At 70.2% G+C, this 14,831-nt stretch carries 12 protein-coding genes and 1 pseudogene; 6 read left to right on the top strand and 7 right to left on the bottom strand.

Going from position 1 to position 14,831, the window contains the following annotated elements:
• Positions 1–62: 62 nt before the first annotated feature.
• On the bottom strand, positions 63–329 hold the full coding sequence (locus OG251_RS38700) for a hypothetical protein (protein ID WP_326681955.1): 267 nt from the start codon (positions 327–329) through the stop codon (positions 63–65).
• Positions 330–336: 7 nt separating this feature from the next.
• Between OG251_RS38700 and OG251_RS38695 the strand changes: the two are divergent.
• Positions 337–606: pseudogene (locus OG251_RS38695) on the top strand (DUF6624 domain-containing protein); the annotation flags it as partial.
• Positions 607–692: 86 nt separating this feature from the next.
• Here the strand turns inward: OG251_RS38695 and OG251_RS38690 are convergent.
• The gene (locus OG251_RS38690) at positions 693–1,898 is read right to left on the bottom strand and encodes an erythromycin esterase family protein (RefSeq protein ID WP_326681954.1); all 1,206 of its coding nucleotides are present in this window, start codon (positions 1,896–1,898) and stop codon (positions 693–695) included.
• A gap of 58 nt (positions 1,899–1,956) precedes the next feature.
• On the opposite strand from OG251_RS38690, the gene OG251_RS38685 reads away from it, so the two are divergent.
• Positions 1,957–2,706 carry a TioE family transcriptional regulator gene (locus OG251_RS38685; RefSeq protein ID WP_326681953.1) on the top strand — a complete coding sequence of 250 codons (750 nt, stop codon included), beginning with the start codon at positions 1,957–1,959 and terminating at the stop codon, positions 2,704–2,706.
• Positions 2,707–2,774: 68 nt separating this feature from the next.
• On the opposite strand, the gene OG251_RS38680 is transcribed toward OG251_RS38685, so the two are convergent.
• Together OG251_RS38680 and OG251_RS38675 are read right to left on the bottom strand one after the other, a co-directional pair.
• On the bottom strand, positions 2,775–4,274 hold the full coding sequence (locus OG251_RS38680) for a peptide ligase PGM1-related protein (protein ID WP_326681952.1): 1,500 nt from the start codon (positions 4,272–4,274) through the stop codon (positions 2,775–2,777).
• Positions 4,271–5,740, bottom strand: a complete 1,470-nt coding sequence (locus OG251_RS38675) for a class I SAM-dependent methyltransferase (protein ID WP_326681951.1) — start codon at positions 5,738–5,740, stop codon at positions 4,271–4,273. Before OG251_RS38675 ends, OG251_RS38680 begins: the two co-directional genes overlap by 4 nt.
• A 274-nt stretch (positions 5,741–6,014) precedes the next feature.
• Between OG251_RS38675 and OG251_RS38670 the strand changes: the two genes are divergently transcribed.
• The 3 genes from OG251_RS38670 (at position 6,015) to OG251_RS38660 (ending at position 9,370) form a co-directional block, all read left to right on the top strand.
• Positions 6,015–6,932, top strand: a complete 918-nt coding sequence (locus tag OG251_RS38670) for a serine hydrolase domain-containing protein (protein WP_326681950.1) — start codon at positions 6,015–6,017, stop codon at positions 6,930–6,932.
• Between the two features lie 190 nt (positions 6,933–7,122).
• Entirely contained in the window at positions 7,123–8,343 is a 1,221-nt protein-coding gene (locus OG251_RS38665) for a S8 family peptidase (protein WP_326681949.1), read from the top strand.
• Between the two features lie 211 nt (positions 8,344–8,554).
• Entirely contained in the window at positions 8,555–9,370 is an 816-nt protein-coding gene (locus tag OG251_RS38660; protein WP_326681948.1) for a lipase family protein, read from the top strand.
• A 93-nt stretch (positions 9,371–9,463) separates the two neighbouring features.
• Here OG251_RS38660 and OG251_RS38655 read toward each other — a convergent pair whose 3' ends face one another.
• Positions 9,464–10,570 carry a winged helix DNA-binding domain-containing protein gene (locus OG251_RS38655; protein ID WP_326681947.1) on the bottom strand — a complete coding sequence of 369 codons (1,107 nt, stop codon included), beginning with the start codon at positions 10,568–10,570 and terminating at the stop codon, positions 9,464–9,466.
• A 241-nt stretch (positions 10,571–10,811) separates the two neighbouring features.
• On the opposite strand from OG251_RS38655, the gene OG251_RS38650 reads away from it, so the two are divergent.
• Complete coding sequence (locus OG251_RS38650) at positions 10,812–11,843, top strand: helix-turn-helix transcriptional regulator (RefSeq protein WP_326681946.1); 1,032 nt, start codon at positions 10,812–10,814, stop codon at positions 11,841–11,843.
• A gap of 126 nt (positions 11,844–11,969) precedes the next feature.
• Here the strand turns inward: OG251_RS38650 and OG251_RS38645 are convergent, their stop codons facing one another.
• Positions 11,970–12,689 (bottom strand): MBL fold metallo-hydrolase, encoded by a 720-nt coding sequence (locus tag OG251_RS38645; RefSeq protein ID WP_326681945.1) that lies wholly within the window; start codon positions 12,687–12,689, stop codon positions 11,970–11,972.
• A gap of 258 nt (positions 12,690–12,947) precedes the next feature.
• Positions 12,948–14,783, bottom strand: coding sequence for an asparagine synthase (glutamine-hydrolyzing) (asnB, locus tag OG251_RS38640; protein WP_326681944.1), 1,836 nt, complete (start codon positions 14,781–14,783; stop codon positions 12,948–12,950).
• Positions 14,784–14,831 lie beyond the last annotated feature (48 nt).

The raw sequence follows: 14,831 nt of genomic DNA, 5'->3' as shown, positions 1-14,831 counted from the left end.
TTTCGGGAGTGGTTCGGTTTCCGTACGGGGCAGGGGCATTCCGTGGGCGGACCGGAGCGGGACTACGAGGCGTCGTTCATCCAGAGGCGCCACTTGCCGCTGCCGGCCTTCCGGCGCTCCCACTCGGCGCAGGCCGAGTTCACCCCGTCGTCGTGGCACCGGCGCTCGGCGTTGTAGGTGCCGACGTAGATCCACGTACGGGTGGCCGGCGAGGTGGCCGTCGCGCCGGTGACGGAGGGCGCGGGTGCCGCCTGGACGGTGGCGAGGGTACCGCCGGGCAGCAGGGCGGCTCCCCTCGCCGCACTGACAAGCACGAGTCGAGTACGCATGATTCCCCGTCAACTCGATGTCCGGCGGCGCGCTCTCCAGTTGATGGAGCAGGCGGTGTCGGCAGGCTTGGCAGGCCCGCGCGAGCTGGCCTTTCTGCGCGACCGCACGAGGGCCGATGAGGGCCGCAAGCAGGTCTACGGCACCCAGATCGCCGTCGTGAAGGACGGGGCACCGATTCCGTGGCCCTGTGAAGAGCCCGAGCGCGTGGACGAACTCCGTGCGGAAGTCGGCATCGAGCCTTTCGACGAGTACGTTTCCAAGTTCGCGACGACCTGACCCGGCCTGCCCTCGGCCATGTCCCGCGGGGTGGATGAATGCCCCGAACTACATCTGCCGTGGGGCAGTCATCCGCCGGTCATGTCCTACGGTCTGTGGGGGACGTCCTTGACGAACACGATCCCGGCGCTGTCCGCCAACTGGGCCGGGTCGAGCGGGGCGTAGCCGAACCAGGGGGATGTACGGGGCGCGGGCAGCGTGTCGCCGAGGGCGGTGGCCAGCCGGGGGGCGTCGACGAGGCAGCGGTCCTCCGGGAGCGCGTACAGGAGCCCTTCGACGGTGTCCGGCGGCGGTGTGTCCACTCCGTGGTGCCGGATCGTGCCGAGCGCAGTGGCCACGAATGCGTACTCCTCGCCGAGCCGCGCGCCCACCAGCGAGCCGGCGCTCCACCACTCCACCTGTGTCCCGCCCATCGTCATCGTGCTCTTCGCCCGCTGGAGATGGCCGTTGTGGGCGTGGATGAGTGCCGGGCCCCGTTCGGCGACGGCGAGGATGTTGTGGGCCATCATCTGGTCCCGCAGGCCCACCAGCCGGGTCATACGGGCCGGTGAGGTGTCGGCCATCCAGTAGTGGTAGCGCAGCAGGCCTGTGGCGGTGCGCCCGTACAGGCGCGCCCGGTCCCAGTCGTCCTGCGGACCCGTGGTGATCAGGTGCGGGGTCTGTGTGTCGAGCAGCGCCACCAGATCGTCGGCGAGCAGCCGCAGCCGTCTCGCCTCGGCCGACTGCCCCACGGACCGGGACGGGTCCGTCATCGCGGCGGGATCGGTCCACCGGTCGTCGGTGCCGAGCAGCCGGTCGAGCGTCTGCGCCGTGGAGGGGAGCAGGCCCTCGTCCACATGGGCCGCGAGGTAGCCGTGGAGTGCGACGAGGGCCTGCCGGGGGCTCGCGGCCCCGGCGATCTCCAGCGGGCCGTCGAAACCGGCGAAGCGGATCCGCTCGGACACGGGCCGGCCGTCGTTGTGGGCGCGCATCCAGCGCACGAGCTCGCGGTTGGCCGCGGAGGCGCCCCAGCCGTGGCTGAATCCGTGCTCCATGACCCCGTCGAGGGTGCCCTTGCCCGAGGTGACGTAGTCGTCCACGGCCAGGCCCATCACGCAGTCGCTCTCGATCGCGATCGTCCCGTAGCCCTCCTGCTCGACAAGCTGCCGGAAGAGCTCGTTGCGCAGGTCGAGCAGAGCGTCCTCGCCGTGGGTGGGCTCGCCCAGGGCGAGGAGCCGGGGCCGGTTCGGGAGCAGCCTCATGACGGCGGCAGCCTCGACCGCATGGACGGTGTCCTTGATGTCAGTAGCCATGCCTTCAACGGTATCGTTGAACCTTCGGTGGTGACTTTCTCGCGATATCGGCAGGATCATGGGTCAGAACCCTCAAATCGGTGAGCGGCTCCGGCCGATCGACCTGGCGCGTGGACACGGCCTGTCGACACAGGCCGTCCGGAACTACGAGGAGGCCGGCATCCTTCCGGCCGCCGGGCGCACACCCCACGGCTACCGCACCTATACCCCGCTGCACGCGCGGGCCTTGGACGCGTTCCTCGCCCTGGTGCCCGGCCATGGCCACCAGAGGTCGGCGTCGATCATGCGGGCGGTGAACGAGGGAGTGGCCGATGAGGCATTCCGCCTCATCGACGAGAGCCACGCCCAACTCCTTGAGGACCGGCGCACACTCCAGGCCGTGGAGAGCGCGCTCCGCGGCCTGGAGCCCATGGAGGCATCGGGGGCGGACGCGGACGCCGGACCGGCCGCGGTGTCCGGGCCCGGCGGCACGTTCATCGGGCCACTGGCGGCGAAGCTCGGAATCCGGCCCGCGACACTGCGCACATGGGAGCGCGCCGGGCTGGTGCTCCCGCACCGCGACCCGCGCACCGGATACCGCGTCTACGGCGACGCCGACGTGCGGGATGCCCGGCTGGCCCATCAGCTCAGACGGGGCGGCCATCTGCTGGAGCAGATCGCCCCACTGCTCTCCCAGGTGCGGGCGGCCGGCGGACTGGAGCCACTGGAGGCCGCCCTGCGCGACTGGCGCGGCCGGCTGTCCGTCCGCGGGCGCGCGATGCTGACCGGGGCGGCCTCGCTGGAGGTCTACCTCCGCGAACGCGGATAGGACAATGTCCGGACCGCCGCGCGTCCACACCGCACCTCGCGGTGTGGACGCGCGACGGCTCCCGGCGGCTATCGCGACGCAGTCAACTGCTGTGCGAGATCGTGCAGTTGTCGCATGAGCGCTGTCGCTTGAGCGCGATTCCGGCCGATGCAGAGGGCGCCGAACTTCCCGTACTCCATGACGGGGCTCATCATGTGCAGCACCACGCCGGTCTTCTCCACCGGGTCGAAGCCGATCGGGGAACCGGTGACGGCCTCGATGAGCTGGGCCGGGCGCAGCCCCTTGTAGCGCTGGTCCATGATGGCGTCCGACGCCTCATAGACGTACTCGGTGTTGTCCACGAGGAGACGCCCGTCCGCTGTCGGCTCCGCGCCGAGAAGGCCGACGGCCATGGTGAAGGGGTGTTTGGTCGCTGTGGCACGGAGATTGATCTCGCAGCCCAGCAGGCGCCACCCGGACCCCGAGCGCACGGCGAGGAAGTCCACTCCGTAGTCCCCGCCGTTGACGCCGAGTTCCACCAGTACCTCGCCCACCCGCAGCCCGTACTCGATGATCGACTGCCGGTAGTCGGAGTGGGCCGGGAAGGTGCAGCCTTGGTAGCTCTGTCCGTTGGCACCGAGGACCTGGTCGTGAGTGGACACGGCTTCCACGGTGCCACGGTCGGTCAGGCGCCCCTGGAAGCTCGGGCTGGGCAGGGGGACATCCGTGATCATCTCTTCGGCGATCACCCCGGATTCCTTCATCAGGGTGACGTAGTCGTCCCAGGTGATCTTGGGATCCATCAGGGACGACTGAGGCAGTGCCCGGCAGATCTGCTGCTCGACGCTGTCATCGGGTGCCGAGGCGATCCCGTCGTCCAGTGTGAGCAGCGCATTGCCCAGGCCCCCGCCGTACGCGGTGCTGTTGAGCTTCAACACCAGTGTGCGTTTCCCGGCCCGGACCAGTTCGGTCACTTCTGCGGCGAGTGCCGCGGTGTCACGGCACACATTGCTGCCCGCGGGTACCGGAATGCCGGCGGCGGCAAAGATCTGGCGGCCGGCGTGCTTGGTTCCCAGCGGGATGTGGGAAGCGGAGGGCTGAGTGCCGGGCACTTCCAGCTCGCGGGCCAGTTGTTCCAGCGGCCGGGACGGCTCGAAATAGCTCAGCCGCACATCCGCTCCGGTGCGCCGGTGGGTGTCCGCGAACTCCCGTAGCACCTCCCGCACAGAGGCTGCCCGCGTGCTGGCGGGATCCAGAACCTTGCTGCTCAGCCATCGCGTGGAGGCATCGTCAAGGGGCACGATGCGGACCAGGTCGCGTTTGCGGCGCAGTTCGCCCGTACCCGCCTCGTGAGCGTCGTCCGACAGGAGGCCCAGGTAGTAGTCCACCTGCTGGTCGGCGTCGATCAGGCCCGGGGCTGTCACATACAGCAGGTGACCGTCACGACGGCACACCGTGTTGATGATCGCGGGTCCCAGCAGCCGTTCGGGAAAGTACGTCGCGCCGGTCAGCCGCTCCAGCAGTTGTGGGCTGCACTCACGGCTCTCGATGTGGATACGGGCCGTGGGGCGTCGATGCGGTTCGGTCACAACGTCCTCGAAGCTACGGGCGACAGATGGGGATTACGTAAAGCAACAACATGGGTACCCGCATCGAGGTCACGGCCTCCCACCGTGGCGTGGACCCGGCGGTGCTCGACGGGCTCCAGCCCCTCGTCCTGAGCCAGGGTCATGAAATTCTCCACCCAGGTTTTGCGCTCCACGTCGTAGTCGACTCCAGCCACCAGGGCTTCGAGTTCCAGAACGCAGAAACGTACGCGCTGCCACGGGCTGTCATCCCCGACATGGAACCACCGGTCCTGGCGCACTTCTTCGAGAAGGTCCGCCAAACGCTCCGGTACCCGCCGGTCCGTGTCGCGCAGGGCCCGGACGCGGCGTTGCTCGACGGACGGGAGACGGGCTTCCGGAACATGGGCGAGCGCCTGGTCCATATAGACGAAATGGTGGTCGATGACAGCCCGCGACCGTTCGGATTCCGACGCATACGGAGCGACCATCTCGTCCGCGACGACAATCAGCCCCCCGGGGGCCGTGTGCCGCTTCAGACCACGCAGGAACATACGTGTGTCCATGTGGTGGGAGGCGCCGACCGAGACCGTCACCGGGTAGTCGCGGGGGCCGGTGAAGTCGGTGATCCCTGTCCTGTGCACGGACACCGCATGACCCGAGGTGTTCTTCACCAGATGAGGGATGGCCGCCGGACTGGGCTCCACCGCGTCGATCCGCGCGCCCGGGAACATCTCGGCCAGCATCACCGTCGGCAGGCCGGGCCCGCTTCCCACATCGAGTACCGCGCCCGGCAGCGCACCGCAATGGGACCGCACCATGCGGCCCAACTCCGCCATCTGCACCGCGTAGCCCGGGTGTACCGCCTCGAAGAGCGCGTACTCGTCGACGCTGATGCGGGCCTCCCACACCTCGGTGAACGTACCGTCACCGCGGGAGGCGTCCCCCGTTCCGACACGTTGGTGGGGATCGTGGTCACGCACGAATCGCGGCACCGCCGGGACCCCGGACCGGTTCAGCACATCACACGCGAGCGTGGCCACCAGCCAGCTCTCGTGCTTCAGCGCGGCCCGGAGCCGTTCCTCGTCACCGGCGGGCAGGGAGCCGGTGCCGGCCGGCAGACCCGTGAGGTACTCGGCGAGCTGCCAGACCTCCGCAGCCTGCTCCGGCGCCGGCAACAAAGGGCCACCGCGCGCAACGCCCGGTCCGGCGCGATGGCCATGGACCACGATGGACGATGCCCGCTCCTCGACCGTCACGGCCGCTCGCGGAAGCCGCATCCGCAGGCCGCTCTCCCATTCCTCCACGGACGCCTCGATCCGGCGCGCATACGTGTCCAGACGCTTCCGCAGGGCCGGCCAGCCCACCTCGCTCGACAGATGGATGATTCGTTCCGGCAGCCCGTTCTGGCACTCCTGCACTACTTTGGCCACCACGGATTCAAGACGCTCAGAAGAATTGATCATCAACTCGGGGCGCGGCAGTTCCACAGTTGTCCTTCCGGGAGGAGCAATCCGGCCCGCGGCCGGGGCGGATCGTGCCCATAGCATCGCGACGACGGGGCGTGACGACGATTTCGTACGGCCCCCGTTCCTCGGAACAAACAAGCCCCAACTTTGACGGAGTCGCCCGCCTCAGACAAGACCGCCCTTCGCTATGCACCCACGTCGTGGTGGCAGGCGGGTGCGGTCGGATCCGCGGCGACCGTTGATCGGTTCGAAGTGCAGCCGGACAGCACCTCCCGCGCATGATTGGCTGCTCCTCATGAGTCCGACCGAAGCTGTGCTGATGACCCGTGACGGCGTCGTGGTCCATGAGGCGTACACGGGCACGGAACCCGGGACGGGGACTCGCTGCCCATCGGGGACCCGGTTCCAGATCGCTTCCCTCAGCAAGCAGTTCGTGGCGGCCACCGCGCTCCTTCTCGCCGAGGACGGCGTCCTGTCCCTGACGGACCGACCGGCCGACGGGCTCCCCGGCTGCCCGCCCGCATGGGCCGACGTCACTCTTCACCACCTGCTGACGCATACGTCCGGACTGCCCCACTGGGACGCGGTTCCCGAACCCTCTTCGCACACGCCCCCCTCGCGTGCGGAGACCCTTGCCCGGATCATGCGGCTGCCCTTGCTGAGCGCCCCGGGGGACCGGTGGCACTACAGCAGCCCCGGATACGTCCTGGCCGCCCGCATGATCGAGCAGGCCGGCGCACGTCCGTACACCGACATCCTCCGCGAGCGGATTCTCCTCCCCCTGCACCTGAACCACACCGGCACCTCAGGTCAACGGGCACGCGCGGAGAACGGCACGACGGACCTCTCCCTCCTGCCCGGCACCGGCGACCTCTGGTCCACCGCCCGCGACCTCGCCCGCTGGGCCCGCGTGCTGGAACAGGGCGAAATTCTCAACCCCGGTTCCCTCCGCAGCATGTACACCCCGCACGCCGTCCCCCGCACCCCGTTCGCGACGCCTCTCCTCGCCACCGGATACGGCTACGGAGTGTTCCTGGGCACCCTGGCCGGACACCGGGCACACTTCCACCACGGCGACAACCCCGGCCACCGCTCGCTCCTGGTCCGGCTCCCCGACCAGGACACCGGCATCGTCGTGCTCACCCGCGACGGCGACAGCGACCCGTGTGCCACCCTGCCCACGCTGCTCACCGCGTTGGTACAGCGCTCCTGACCACCACTCGCCACGCGACCGGCTCGGCCACGACCGGTCATCAGCCCTCCGAGGCGGCAACACCCCACCGGAACGGCATCGTTCGGCACCGCTCAAGCCGAGGGCGCGTTCGGCCGAAACGGACAGAGGGCGCCGACGGATCATGGCGGCGCCCGTCGGTGTTCGGTTCCTCATCCTCGACGGAGTGTGTATGCGCGTACGTATGCGTTGGATGGCGGCTCTTGCTCTCGTGCTGGCCCCGGTGACCGGCACGGCGGGCGCGGTGGACGCGCCCGGCGGGAGCCCGCTCGGGGTGGAACGTTCTGTCCGGGCGGTGCCGGGCGAGTACATCGTCACGGTCAAGCCCGCGTTCTCGCCCGACGACGTGCTCGGGAAACTGGGTGTCAGACCTCTGTTCACGTACGGCACAGCGCTGCGCGGGTTCGCCGCCGTTCTCACGCCGCTCCAACTGCGGCTCGCGCGCACCCTTCCCGCCGTCGAGGCCATCGAGGAGAACAGCGAGATCACCGTCGACGTGATGTCGTCGCCCGGGACGGCGAACGGGACGACCGGAGGTGCAGGGGCCCCGGGGAGCGGAGCCGCGGCAGAGGCCGGGAGCTGGGGGCTCGACCGGATCGATCAGCGCGGTCTTCCCCTCGACGGCCGGTTCACCGTCACCGGAACGGGCCGTGGCGTCACCGCGTACATCATCGACACCGGGATCGAGACCGCGCACGCCGAGTTCGAAGGGCGCGCCACCGTGGGATTCGACGCCGTCCAGGACGGGCGCAACGGCCAGGACTGCCACTTCCACGGCACCCACGTGGCCGGAACGGTCGGCGGCAGGACCTTCGGTGTCGCGCGTGAGGTCTCCCTCGTCGCCGTCCGTGTGCTGGACTGCACCGGTGACGGCACCGCGGCGCAGACCATCGCCGGACTCGACTGGATCGCCGGCCACGCTCGGACCCCGGCGGTCCTGAACGCGTCCATCGGCGATTCGGCGTCCCGTGCGATCGACACCGCGACCGACGCGGTGGCCGATCGCGGTGTCCTGCCTGTCGTCTCCGCGGGCAACGACGCGCAGGACGCCTGCGACGCCTCGCCGGCGCGGGCCGAGAAGGCCCTCGCCGTCGGTGCGGTCGACCGGCAGGACCACCAGGCGGGCTTCAGCAACTTCGGCCCGTGCCTCTCGCTGTACGCACCCGGAGTCGGCATCGTCTCCGCACAGCTCGGCGGCGGCTCCCGCACGCTCAGCGGTACGTCCATGGCGAGCCCCCACGTCGCCGGCGCGGCCGCACTCCTCAAGGAGCAGGACCCCGGGGCCACTCCCGAGGAGATCACCCGTCGCCTCACCGACGCCTCGACGACAGGGGCCGTGATCTCGCCGGGCGCGGGTTCACCCAACCGCCTTCTCTGCACGGGCGGCCTCTGACACACCACGCGCGGTTCCGCGTTCAGAGGGCGGGCGGCGGTGACGGGGACGCGAGAACCGGACACCGCCAGGGGCCGACCACGAGGGAGGAGGCCGACCGGGTGTTGCTTCCGCGCGCCGTCCGAATGGGTGAGCGGGAGCGGGCGTTGGCGGGGCCTGATGCCCAAGGATGCGGAGCAGCCCGATCCATCCGTCGCATCTGGAGGCTCCCGTGCCCATCCCCGACCTCGATCACCACCAGAGCGGGTACGACCTCGCCCATGCCTACTGGCTGGCCAGGGCGGCCCGTGCCGCCTATCTGGACGCCGACGGGGCCCGTGAGGAACTCTCCGGCCGGGGCTTCGACCGGTTCCGGCATTTCGTCTCGCCGCATGCGATGCCCTTCCCTCTGGAGGACACCCAGGCGTACGTCGCGGGCAGCGAGCACATGGTGCTCGTCGCCTTCCGCGGGACTGAGCCGATGAACATCCGGGACTGGCTCTCCGACACCAACACTCCGCCCGTCCCCGGCCCCGGTGGAAAGGGATTCGTGCACTACGGGTTCCACCAGGCACTCGCCTCGGTGTACCCGCATGTCCGCGACACGGTCACCGAGTTCACCGACCGGGGCCAGAGCGTGTGGCTGGCCGGGCACAGCCTCGGTGGTGCGCTGGCGATGCTGGCGGGTTCCCGGCTCCACTTCGAGGGGGGCATCCTCCCCGCCGGGATCTACACCTACGGGCAGCCACGGACCTGCGACCGCACGCTGGCCAATGCCTACAACACCGCTCTCAGGAACCGCACCCACCGGTTCGTCAACAACAACGACATCGTCCCCCAGGTCCCTCCGGCGCCCCTGTTCGCCCATGTCGATCAACTGCGCTACTTCGACGCTCTGGGCGCCCTGCGTGACCGGATGCCCCTCATCCCCGGGATCCAGGACAGGATCAGCGGTATGACCGCCGATCTGTTCGCCCCCACCACGGACGGCATCCGGGACCACTTCATCGACGCCTACCTGACCCGCCTGGAGGAGAACCTCACCTGACCCGCCCGGAGGGGCAGGACGATACGGGCCGTACGCCCACCGCGATCAGCCGTCAGCGCCCCACCCCGGAAGCGGCTCGTGGGTGCACGCTGATCAGCCGGAAGCGGCGATCCGTACGCCGTGGCTGTCGCCGTCGGAGAGGAACGACGCCAGCGCCCGGCCCTGTTCGGCGACGTCGGTGCGGTCGGCTCGGGAGAAACGGTGCAGCGGTGTGACGATCACGGTGCCCGCCTCGGTACTCCAGGTCGCGGCGACCCGGCCGTCGACCAGAACGACGCGAGCACCGGCGACCGACAGGCCGCGGTCGGCGTCGTCGATGATGCGGCCGCGGTCGTGGTAGCCGAGGATCGCGTTGTCGAACGCGGGCAGGAACCGTACCGGGGCAGGTGTGCCGGGGTCCGGGAGCGGTGCGTCGGGGAGGTCGAGGAGCTCACGGCCGTTCCCGTCGCGGAAGGTGACCAACTCCTCGCGCATCGCGGCGATCGCCGCGGGAAGCCCGGCGAGCCCGCACCAGGCACGCAGGTCGGCGGAGGCCGCGGGACCGTACGCGGCCAGATAGCGTCGTACCAGCGCCTGGCCCACAGGATCGGAGCTGTCGGGGGAGGGCTCGGCGATCTCGCGGCCCAGCCAGGACGAGAGCAGGACGTTGCGCACACCTGACTTCTGCCGCCAGAGCCCGCGCGGCGGCAGCTGCGCCACCGGGAGGAGGGCGGCGATCAGCATCTCGCCCAGTGCGCGCGGCGGCGGCGCCGGCCAGCGTTCGGCGAGGGCCCGCGCGAGTTCGGTCATCGAGCGTGGCTCGCCGTCGGCCATGACCGCCTGCCCTGCTGCGGCGAGTTCGTTGAGGTCGATCCCGTCGAGTTCCCGGCGGTAGGTTCCCAGCACCCGTTGACGCAGCATGGGGCCGTGGCGGGCCCGCCAGGCCAGCGCGTCGTCGGCGGTCACGAGGTGGACGGTACGGCGCATGAGATGGGTCCGCACCACGCTCCGTCGGACCAACCGGTCCGAGAGCTCCGCCGGGTCGAACGCACGCAGCCGTGACCAGAGGCCGACGAACGGTTCCTGCGGCTCCTGCGCCTGCAGACCGCCGAGGTGCGCGACCGCGTCGAGGACCGGTACGTCGGCGTGGTCGAGCAGCAACTGCCGGGCAAGCGTGGCGCGGTTGAGCGCCCGGGTATCGAGGACGGCCGTCGGGCTCATGCCGCAGCACGCCCGTCGGCCGATCGTCGGCGCAGCGACGCGCGTGCGGTGCCGTCGGCGTTGAACATGTTCGTCTCCGTACTGTGCAGGGGGAAAACGGCGGTCCGGCCCAGCGGGACCGCGGGCCCGGGGCGGCATGCTCGATCGGCCCTCCCCGGGACAGCGCGCTCTCCGTCGGCAGAGACCACACTCGCAAGAGAAGAGGACAGGGGATGGCCGCTTCCTCAGGCAATATGAAGCCATGCCGAAGACCTCAGCGCGACTGCTCTCCTTGCTCTCGCTGCTCCAGGCGCGCCGGGACTGGCCGGGGGCGCTGTTGGCCGAGCGGCTGGAGATCAGCCCGCGCACCGTGCGCCGCGATGTGGACCGCCTGCGCGAACTCGGCTATCCGATCCTGGCGGTCAAGGGCCCCGACGGCGGGTACCGGCTCGATGCCGGCACGGAACTGCCCCCGTTGCTCTTCGACGACGAACAGGCCGTCGCCCTTGCCGTCGCACTCCAGGTCGCCACCACCACCATCGCGGGTATCGAGGAAGCCGCGGCGCGTGCGTCGACCACTGTTCGCCAGGTCATGCCCGCACGGCTGCGCCACCGGATCGACACCCTCCAGGTCACTGCCGTCGAACGGCCCGCGGCCCGACCGGACCCCCAGGTCGACAGCAGCGTGCTCATGGCGATCGGCGCCGCCGTCCACGCCCGTGAAGTGCTGCGTTTCGACTACACCCCCACGTCACCACCCGGGGAGGACGGCAAGGGCGTGCACATGCCTCCGCGCCGGGTGCAGCCCCATCACCTCGTCACCCGGGGCGGGCGCTGGTACCTCGTCGCCTGGGACCTCGACCGGGAGGACTGGCGCACCTTCCGTGCCGACCGCCTCACCCCGCGTACCCCTACCGGGCCCCGCTTCACCTCGCGCGAGCTGCCCGGAGGCGATGTGGCTGCCTTCGTCGCCGGCAGGTTCCGGGGCTCCGACGGCTCGGGCGACTGGCCCTGCCGCGGCGAGGTCATCCTCGACCTGCCCGCCGCCATCGTGTCCGGCTACACCCGTGACGCGATCGTCGAGGAACTCGGCCCGACGCGCTGCCGGCTCGTCATGGGCTCGTGGTCGTGGCCCGGCCTGGCCGCTTCCCTCGGCAGGTTCGACGCCGACATCGAGGTCGTCGGGCCGCCCGAGCTCAAGGACGCCTTCGCGCACCTGGCCCGCCGCTATGCCGACGCCGCAACCGAAGCAGCCACGACCGACGCCCCCGCACCGCAGCCACGGCGGCCGTGAGGGCGTGATCGGAGTCGCCTCCACGGGGCTTCCCGAGCCGGCGGTGGACCTCTTCGTCGCGGCGGTGTATCCGGGGGAGTGAACGGTATGCCGGGGTGGAACAGAGGCTGGTCGGTTTCCCGACGCTCACACCCAGTCGTTCTCCGGAGTCGCCGCCCGGAGCACCGCGCTCGCGTCGGCCAACAGCGGTTCGCCGTGGGGTACGCACACGGTTTCGACCTCCAGCGCGGCCAGCCTTCGGAAGGAGTCGATGGCCTGCTCCCTGGCCACGTTGAACGGGCCGAGGATGGCCCGGCCCTCCGCGGTGGCGATGATGTCGCCCGGGAACAGCACGTTGCCGGCGGTGAAGTGGAGCGCGATGCTTCCCGGGGTGTGGCCCGGCACATGCAGGACGCGGACGGGCTCGGACCAGCCCGTGAGGGTGTCGCCGTCACGCAGCTCGATGTCCACCGCCACATGTCGCACGGGTGGCATGTCCCCGTCCGAGAAGCCGGCCGAGATCTGCTCATGGAGGGCACGCTCCGAGGCGGTGTGCACCGGCTCGGGTTCGGCGGCGGTGCCTCGGATGACCGGGGCGTCCAGTGCACCGGCCAGCACACGGGCGCCCGTGGCCTCGACGAGGTCGGCGGCGGAGCCCATGTGGTCCACGTGCGAGTGGGTCAAGACGATCTGCCGCACGTCCTGTGGACGGCCGCCGAGCTGCTCCAGGGCGTCCAGGACCGCCGGGGCCGACCCTGGCATTCCGGTGTCGATCAGGGCGTATCCGTCCGGCAGACGCACGATGTGGACGTGCCCGACGGGGAAGGGCAACTGCCAGATGGCAGGGGTGATCCGGAGGGGATTCATGGTGCGAAGCTAGACGGCTGCCGGGGAGCGGCCGCCCGTTTTCTGCTGCGGGCGAATTGTGCATCCGGCGAACAGCCCCTGGTGCCCCGTCGCAGCAGCCCGTCTCACCCGTACGTGTCCGGGGCATCGAGCGTGTTGTCGTCCACGACCCGTCCCTGCCCCCGCACCGGGACGCCGCCCGGAGAGCGCGGTGCAACGCTCCTCCGGGCGGCGGCTTTCCCGTGCGGGAACGGTGTCCGGCTCCGCACGGGTGTCGTGTCAGAGGGTGATGTCCACGTCGTACGTACGCAGCCAGCCGTCGAGCTGCAGCGTGGTCTCCAGGGCGGCCCGGCTCATCCCCTCCTCCAGTGCGGCGGGACCATCCTGGCGGATCCGTGTTCCGAGACGGGAGGAGAAGAGGGGGGCGAGAGGACTCGATCCGGTGAGCACGACGTCGGCCAGGCGCTCGCGGAGCGTCCGGTTGTAGGCGTCGGCCCGGATGGACGGGTAGGGGGTCTTGACGCGCTGGGCGACCGCCTCGGGCAGCAGGTCCTTCATGGCCGCGCGGAGCAGGCTCTTCTCGCGTCCGTCGAAGCTCTTCATGGCCCACGGGACGTTGAAGGTGTACTCGACCAGGCGGTGGTCCGCGAACGGCACCCGGACCTCCAGTCCGCAGGCCATGCTCATGCGGTCCTTGCGGTCGAAGAGGACCTGGGCGTGACGGGTGAGAGCGAGATAGGTGACCTCGCGGTAGCGGGCCTCGGCGGGGTCGTCGAGGTGGTCGCCCGCGGAGATCTCGGCGACCGCCTTGCTGTGGCAGTCGCGCTCGTAGGCGTCGAGGTCGAGCTTGGCGAGCAGGTCCGGAGTGAAGACGACGTCGTTGCCCTGGTAGTTGTGGCGGCCCTCGTGCACCCAGGGAAACGTGGTGGAGAACACCGCGTCGGGGTCGCGCTGCCAGCGGTACCCGCCGAACACCTCGTCGCCGCACTCCCCGGAGAGGGCGACCGTGGAATGCCCGCGGACGATCCCGAACAGCATGTGCAGGGAGGCGTGTTCGTCACCCTTGGCGATCGGGAGATCGTAGGCATTGAGGACGGATGCCCGCAGGTCCGGGGCGAGCAGGTCGGGGGCGTGCAGGGGCAGCTCGCTGTGGAGGGAGTCGACATGCTCGGCGAGCAGGCGGGCGTAGATGTGATCCTCGTTCGCCCCCGCTCCCGCCGTGCCGTCGAGGTCCGGGTCGGTGACCGAGCAGGAGCGGATCTGCCCCAGGCCCTTGCGCCGGGTGACCTGGGCGGCGAGCGCGGTCAGGGAACTGGAGTCGAGGCCGCCGGAGAGGAGCGTGCAGAGCGGCACGTCGGACACCATCTGCTGCTCGACGACGGATTCGAGCAGCTCGCGCACCGTGTGGATGGTCCGGTCGAGCGAATCGGTGTGCTCGGCCACCTCCAGCTGCCAGTAGCGGTCCTCGGTGAGGCCGGCGCGGTTCACCCGTACCGTGCAGCCGGCCGGTACCTCCCGCATGCCACGGAAGATCGCGTGTCCGGGCACCTTGGCCACCGACAGGATGTCACGCAGCCCGTCGGCGTCCAGCACCGCCTTGAACTCGGGATGGGCCAGGATCGCCTTGGGCTCGGACCCGAAGAGCACCCCGGACGGAGTCTCGGCGTAGTACAGCGGCTTCACGCCCATCCGGTCCCGGACCAGAACGAGCTCCTCCCGGTCCATGTCCCAGACCGCGAAGGCGTAGATCCCTTCGAGCCGGGTGGCGAGGCCGGCGCCCCACTGGAGGTAGGCGCGGAGAACGACCTCCGTGTCGCTCCGGCTGGTGAAGTGGTGTCCCAGCGACTTCAGTTGGGAGCGGAGTTCCTGAAAGTTGTAGGTCTCGCCGCTGTAGGTGAGCGCGGCTCGCGAGCCGGGCGCCTCCTCGGCCACCATGGGCTGGCAGCCGCCCTCCAGGTCGATGACGGAGAGACGCCGGTGCCCGAGGGCGACATGGTCCCCGGTCCAGAGACCTTCCGCGTCGGGTCCACGGCGGGCCATCGTGGCCGTCATGGTCCGCGCGAGATCCTGGTCCACGGGGCGCGCGAAGTCCACCCACCCTGCAATACCACACATGAGAAGTACTCCTGAGAACTGATCGGGCATCGTGCCCGGGTCTACGAA

The organism is Streptomyces sp. NBC_01237 (genome assembly GCF_035917275.1).
Taxonomy (GTDB): domain Bacteria; phylum Actinomycetota; class Actinomycetes; order Streptomycetales; family Streptomycetaceae; genus Streptomyces.
The sequence above is the reverse complement of the archived record's forward strand: the minus strand, read 5'-3'. Positions and strand labels throughout refer to the sequence as shown.

Excerpts from the sequence above, each read along its gene's own strand:
- OG251_RS38700 (WP_326681955.1), bottom strand. The coding sequence starts at position 329 with ATGCGTACTCGACTCGTGCTTGTCAGTGCGGCGAGGGGAGCCGCCCTG.
- OG251_RS38690 (WP_326681954.1), bottom strand. The coding sequence starts at position 1,898 with ATGGCTACTGACATCAAGGACACCGTCCATGCGGTCGAGGCTGCCGCC.
- OG251_RS38685 (WP_326681953.1), top strand. The coding sequence starts at position 1,957 with ATGGGTCAGAACCCTCAAATCGGTGAGCGGCTCCGGCCGATCGACCTG.
- OG251_RS38670 (WP_326681950.1), top strand. The coding sequence starts at position 6,015 with ATGAGTCCGACCGAAGCTGTGCTGATGACCCGTGACGGCGTCGTGGTC.
- OG251_RS38665 (WP_326681949.1), top strand. The coding sequence starts at position 7,123 with ATGCGCGTACGTATGCGTTGGATGGCGGCTCTTGCTCTCGTGCTGGCC.
- OG251_RS38655 (WP_326681947.1), bottom strand. The coding sequence starts at position 10,570 with ATGAGCCCGACGGCCGTCCTCGATACCCGGGCGCTCAACCGCGCCACG.
- OG251_RS38650 (WP_326681946.1), top strand. The coding sequence starts at position 10,812 with ATGCCGAAGACCTCAGCGCGACTGCTCTCCTTGCTCTCGCTGCTCCAG.
- OG251_RS38645 (WP_326681945.1), bottom strand. The coding sequence starts at position 12,689 with ATGAATCCCCTCCGGATCACCCCTGCCATCTGGCAGTTGCCCTTCCCC.
- asnB (WP_326681944.1), bottom strand. The coding sequence starts at position 14,783 with ATGTGTGGTATTGCAGGGTGGGTGGACTTCGCGCGCCCCGTGGACCAG.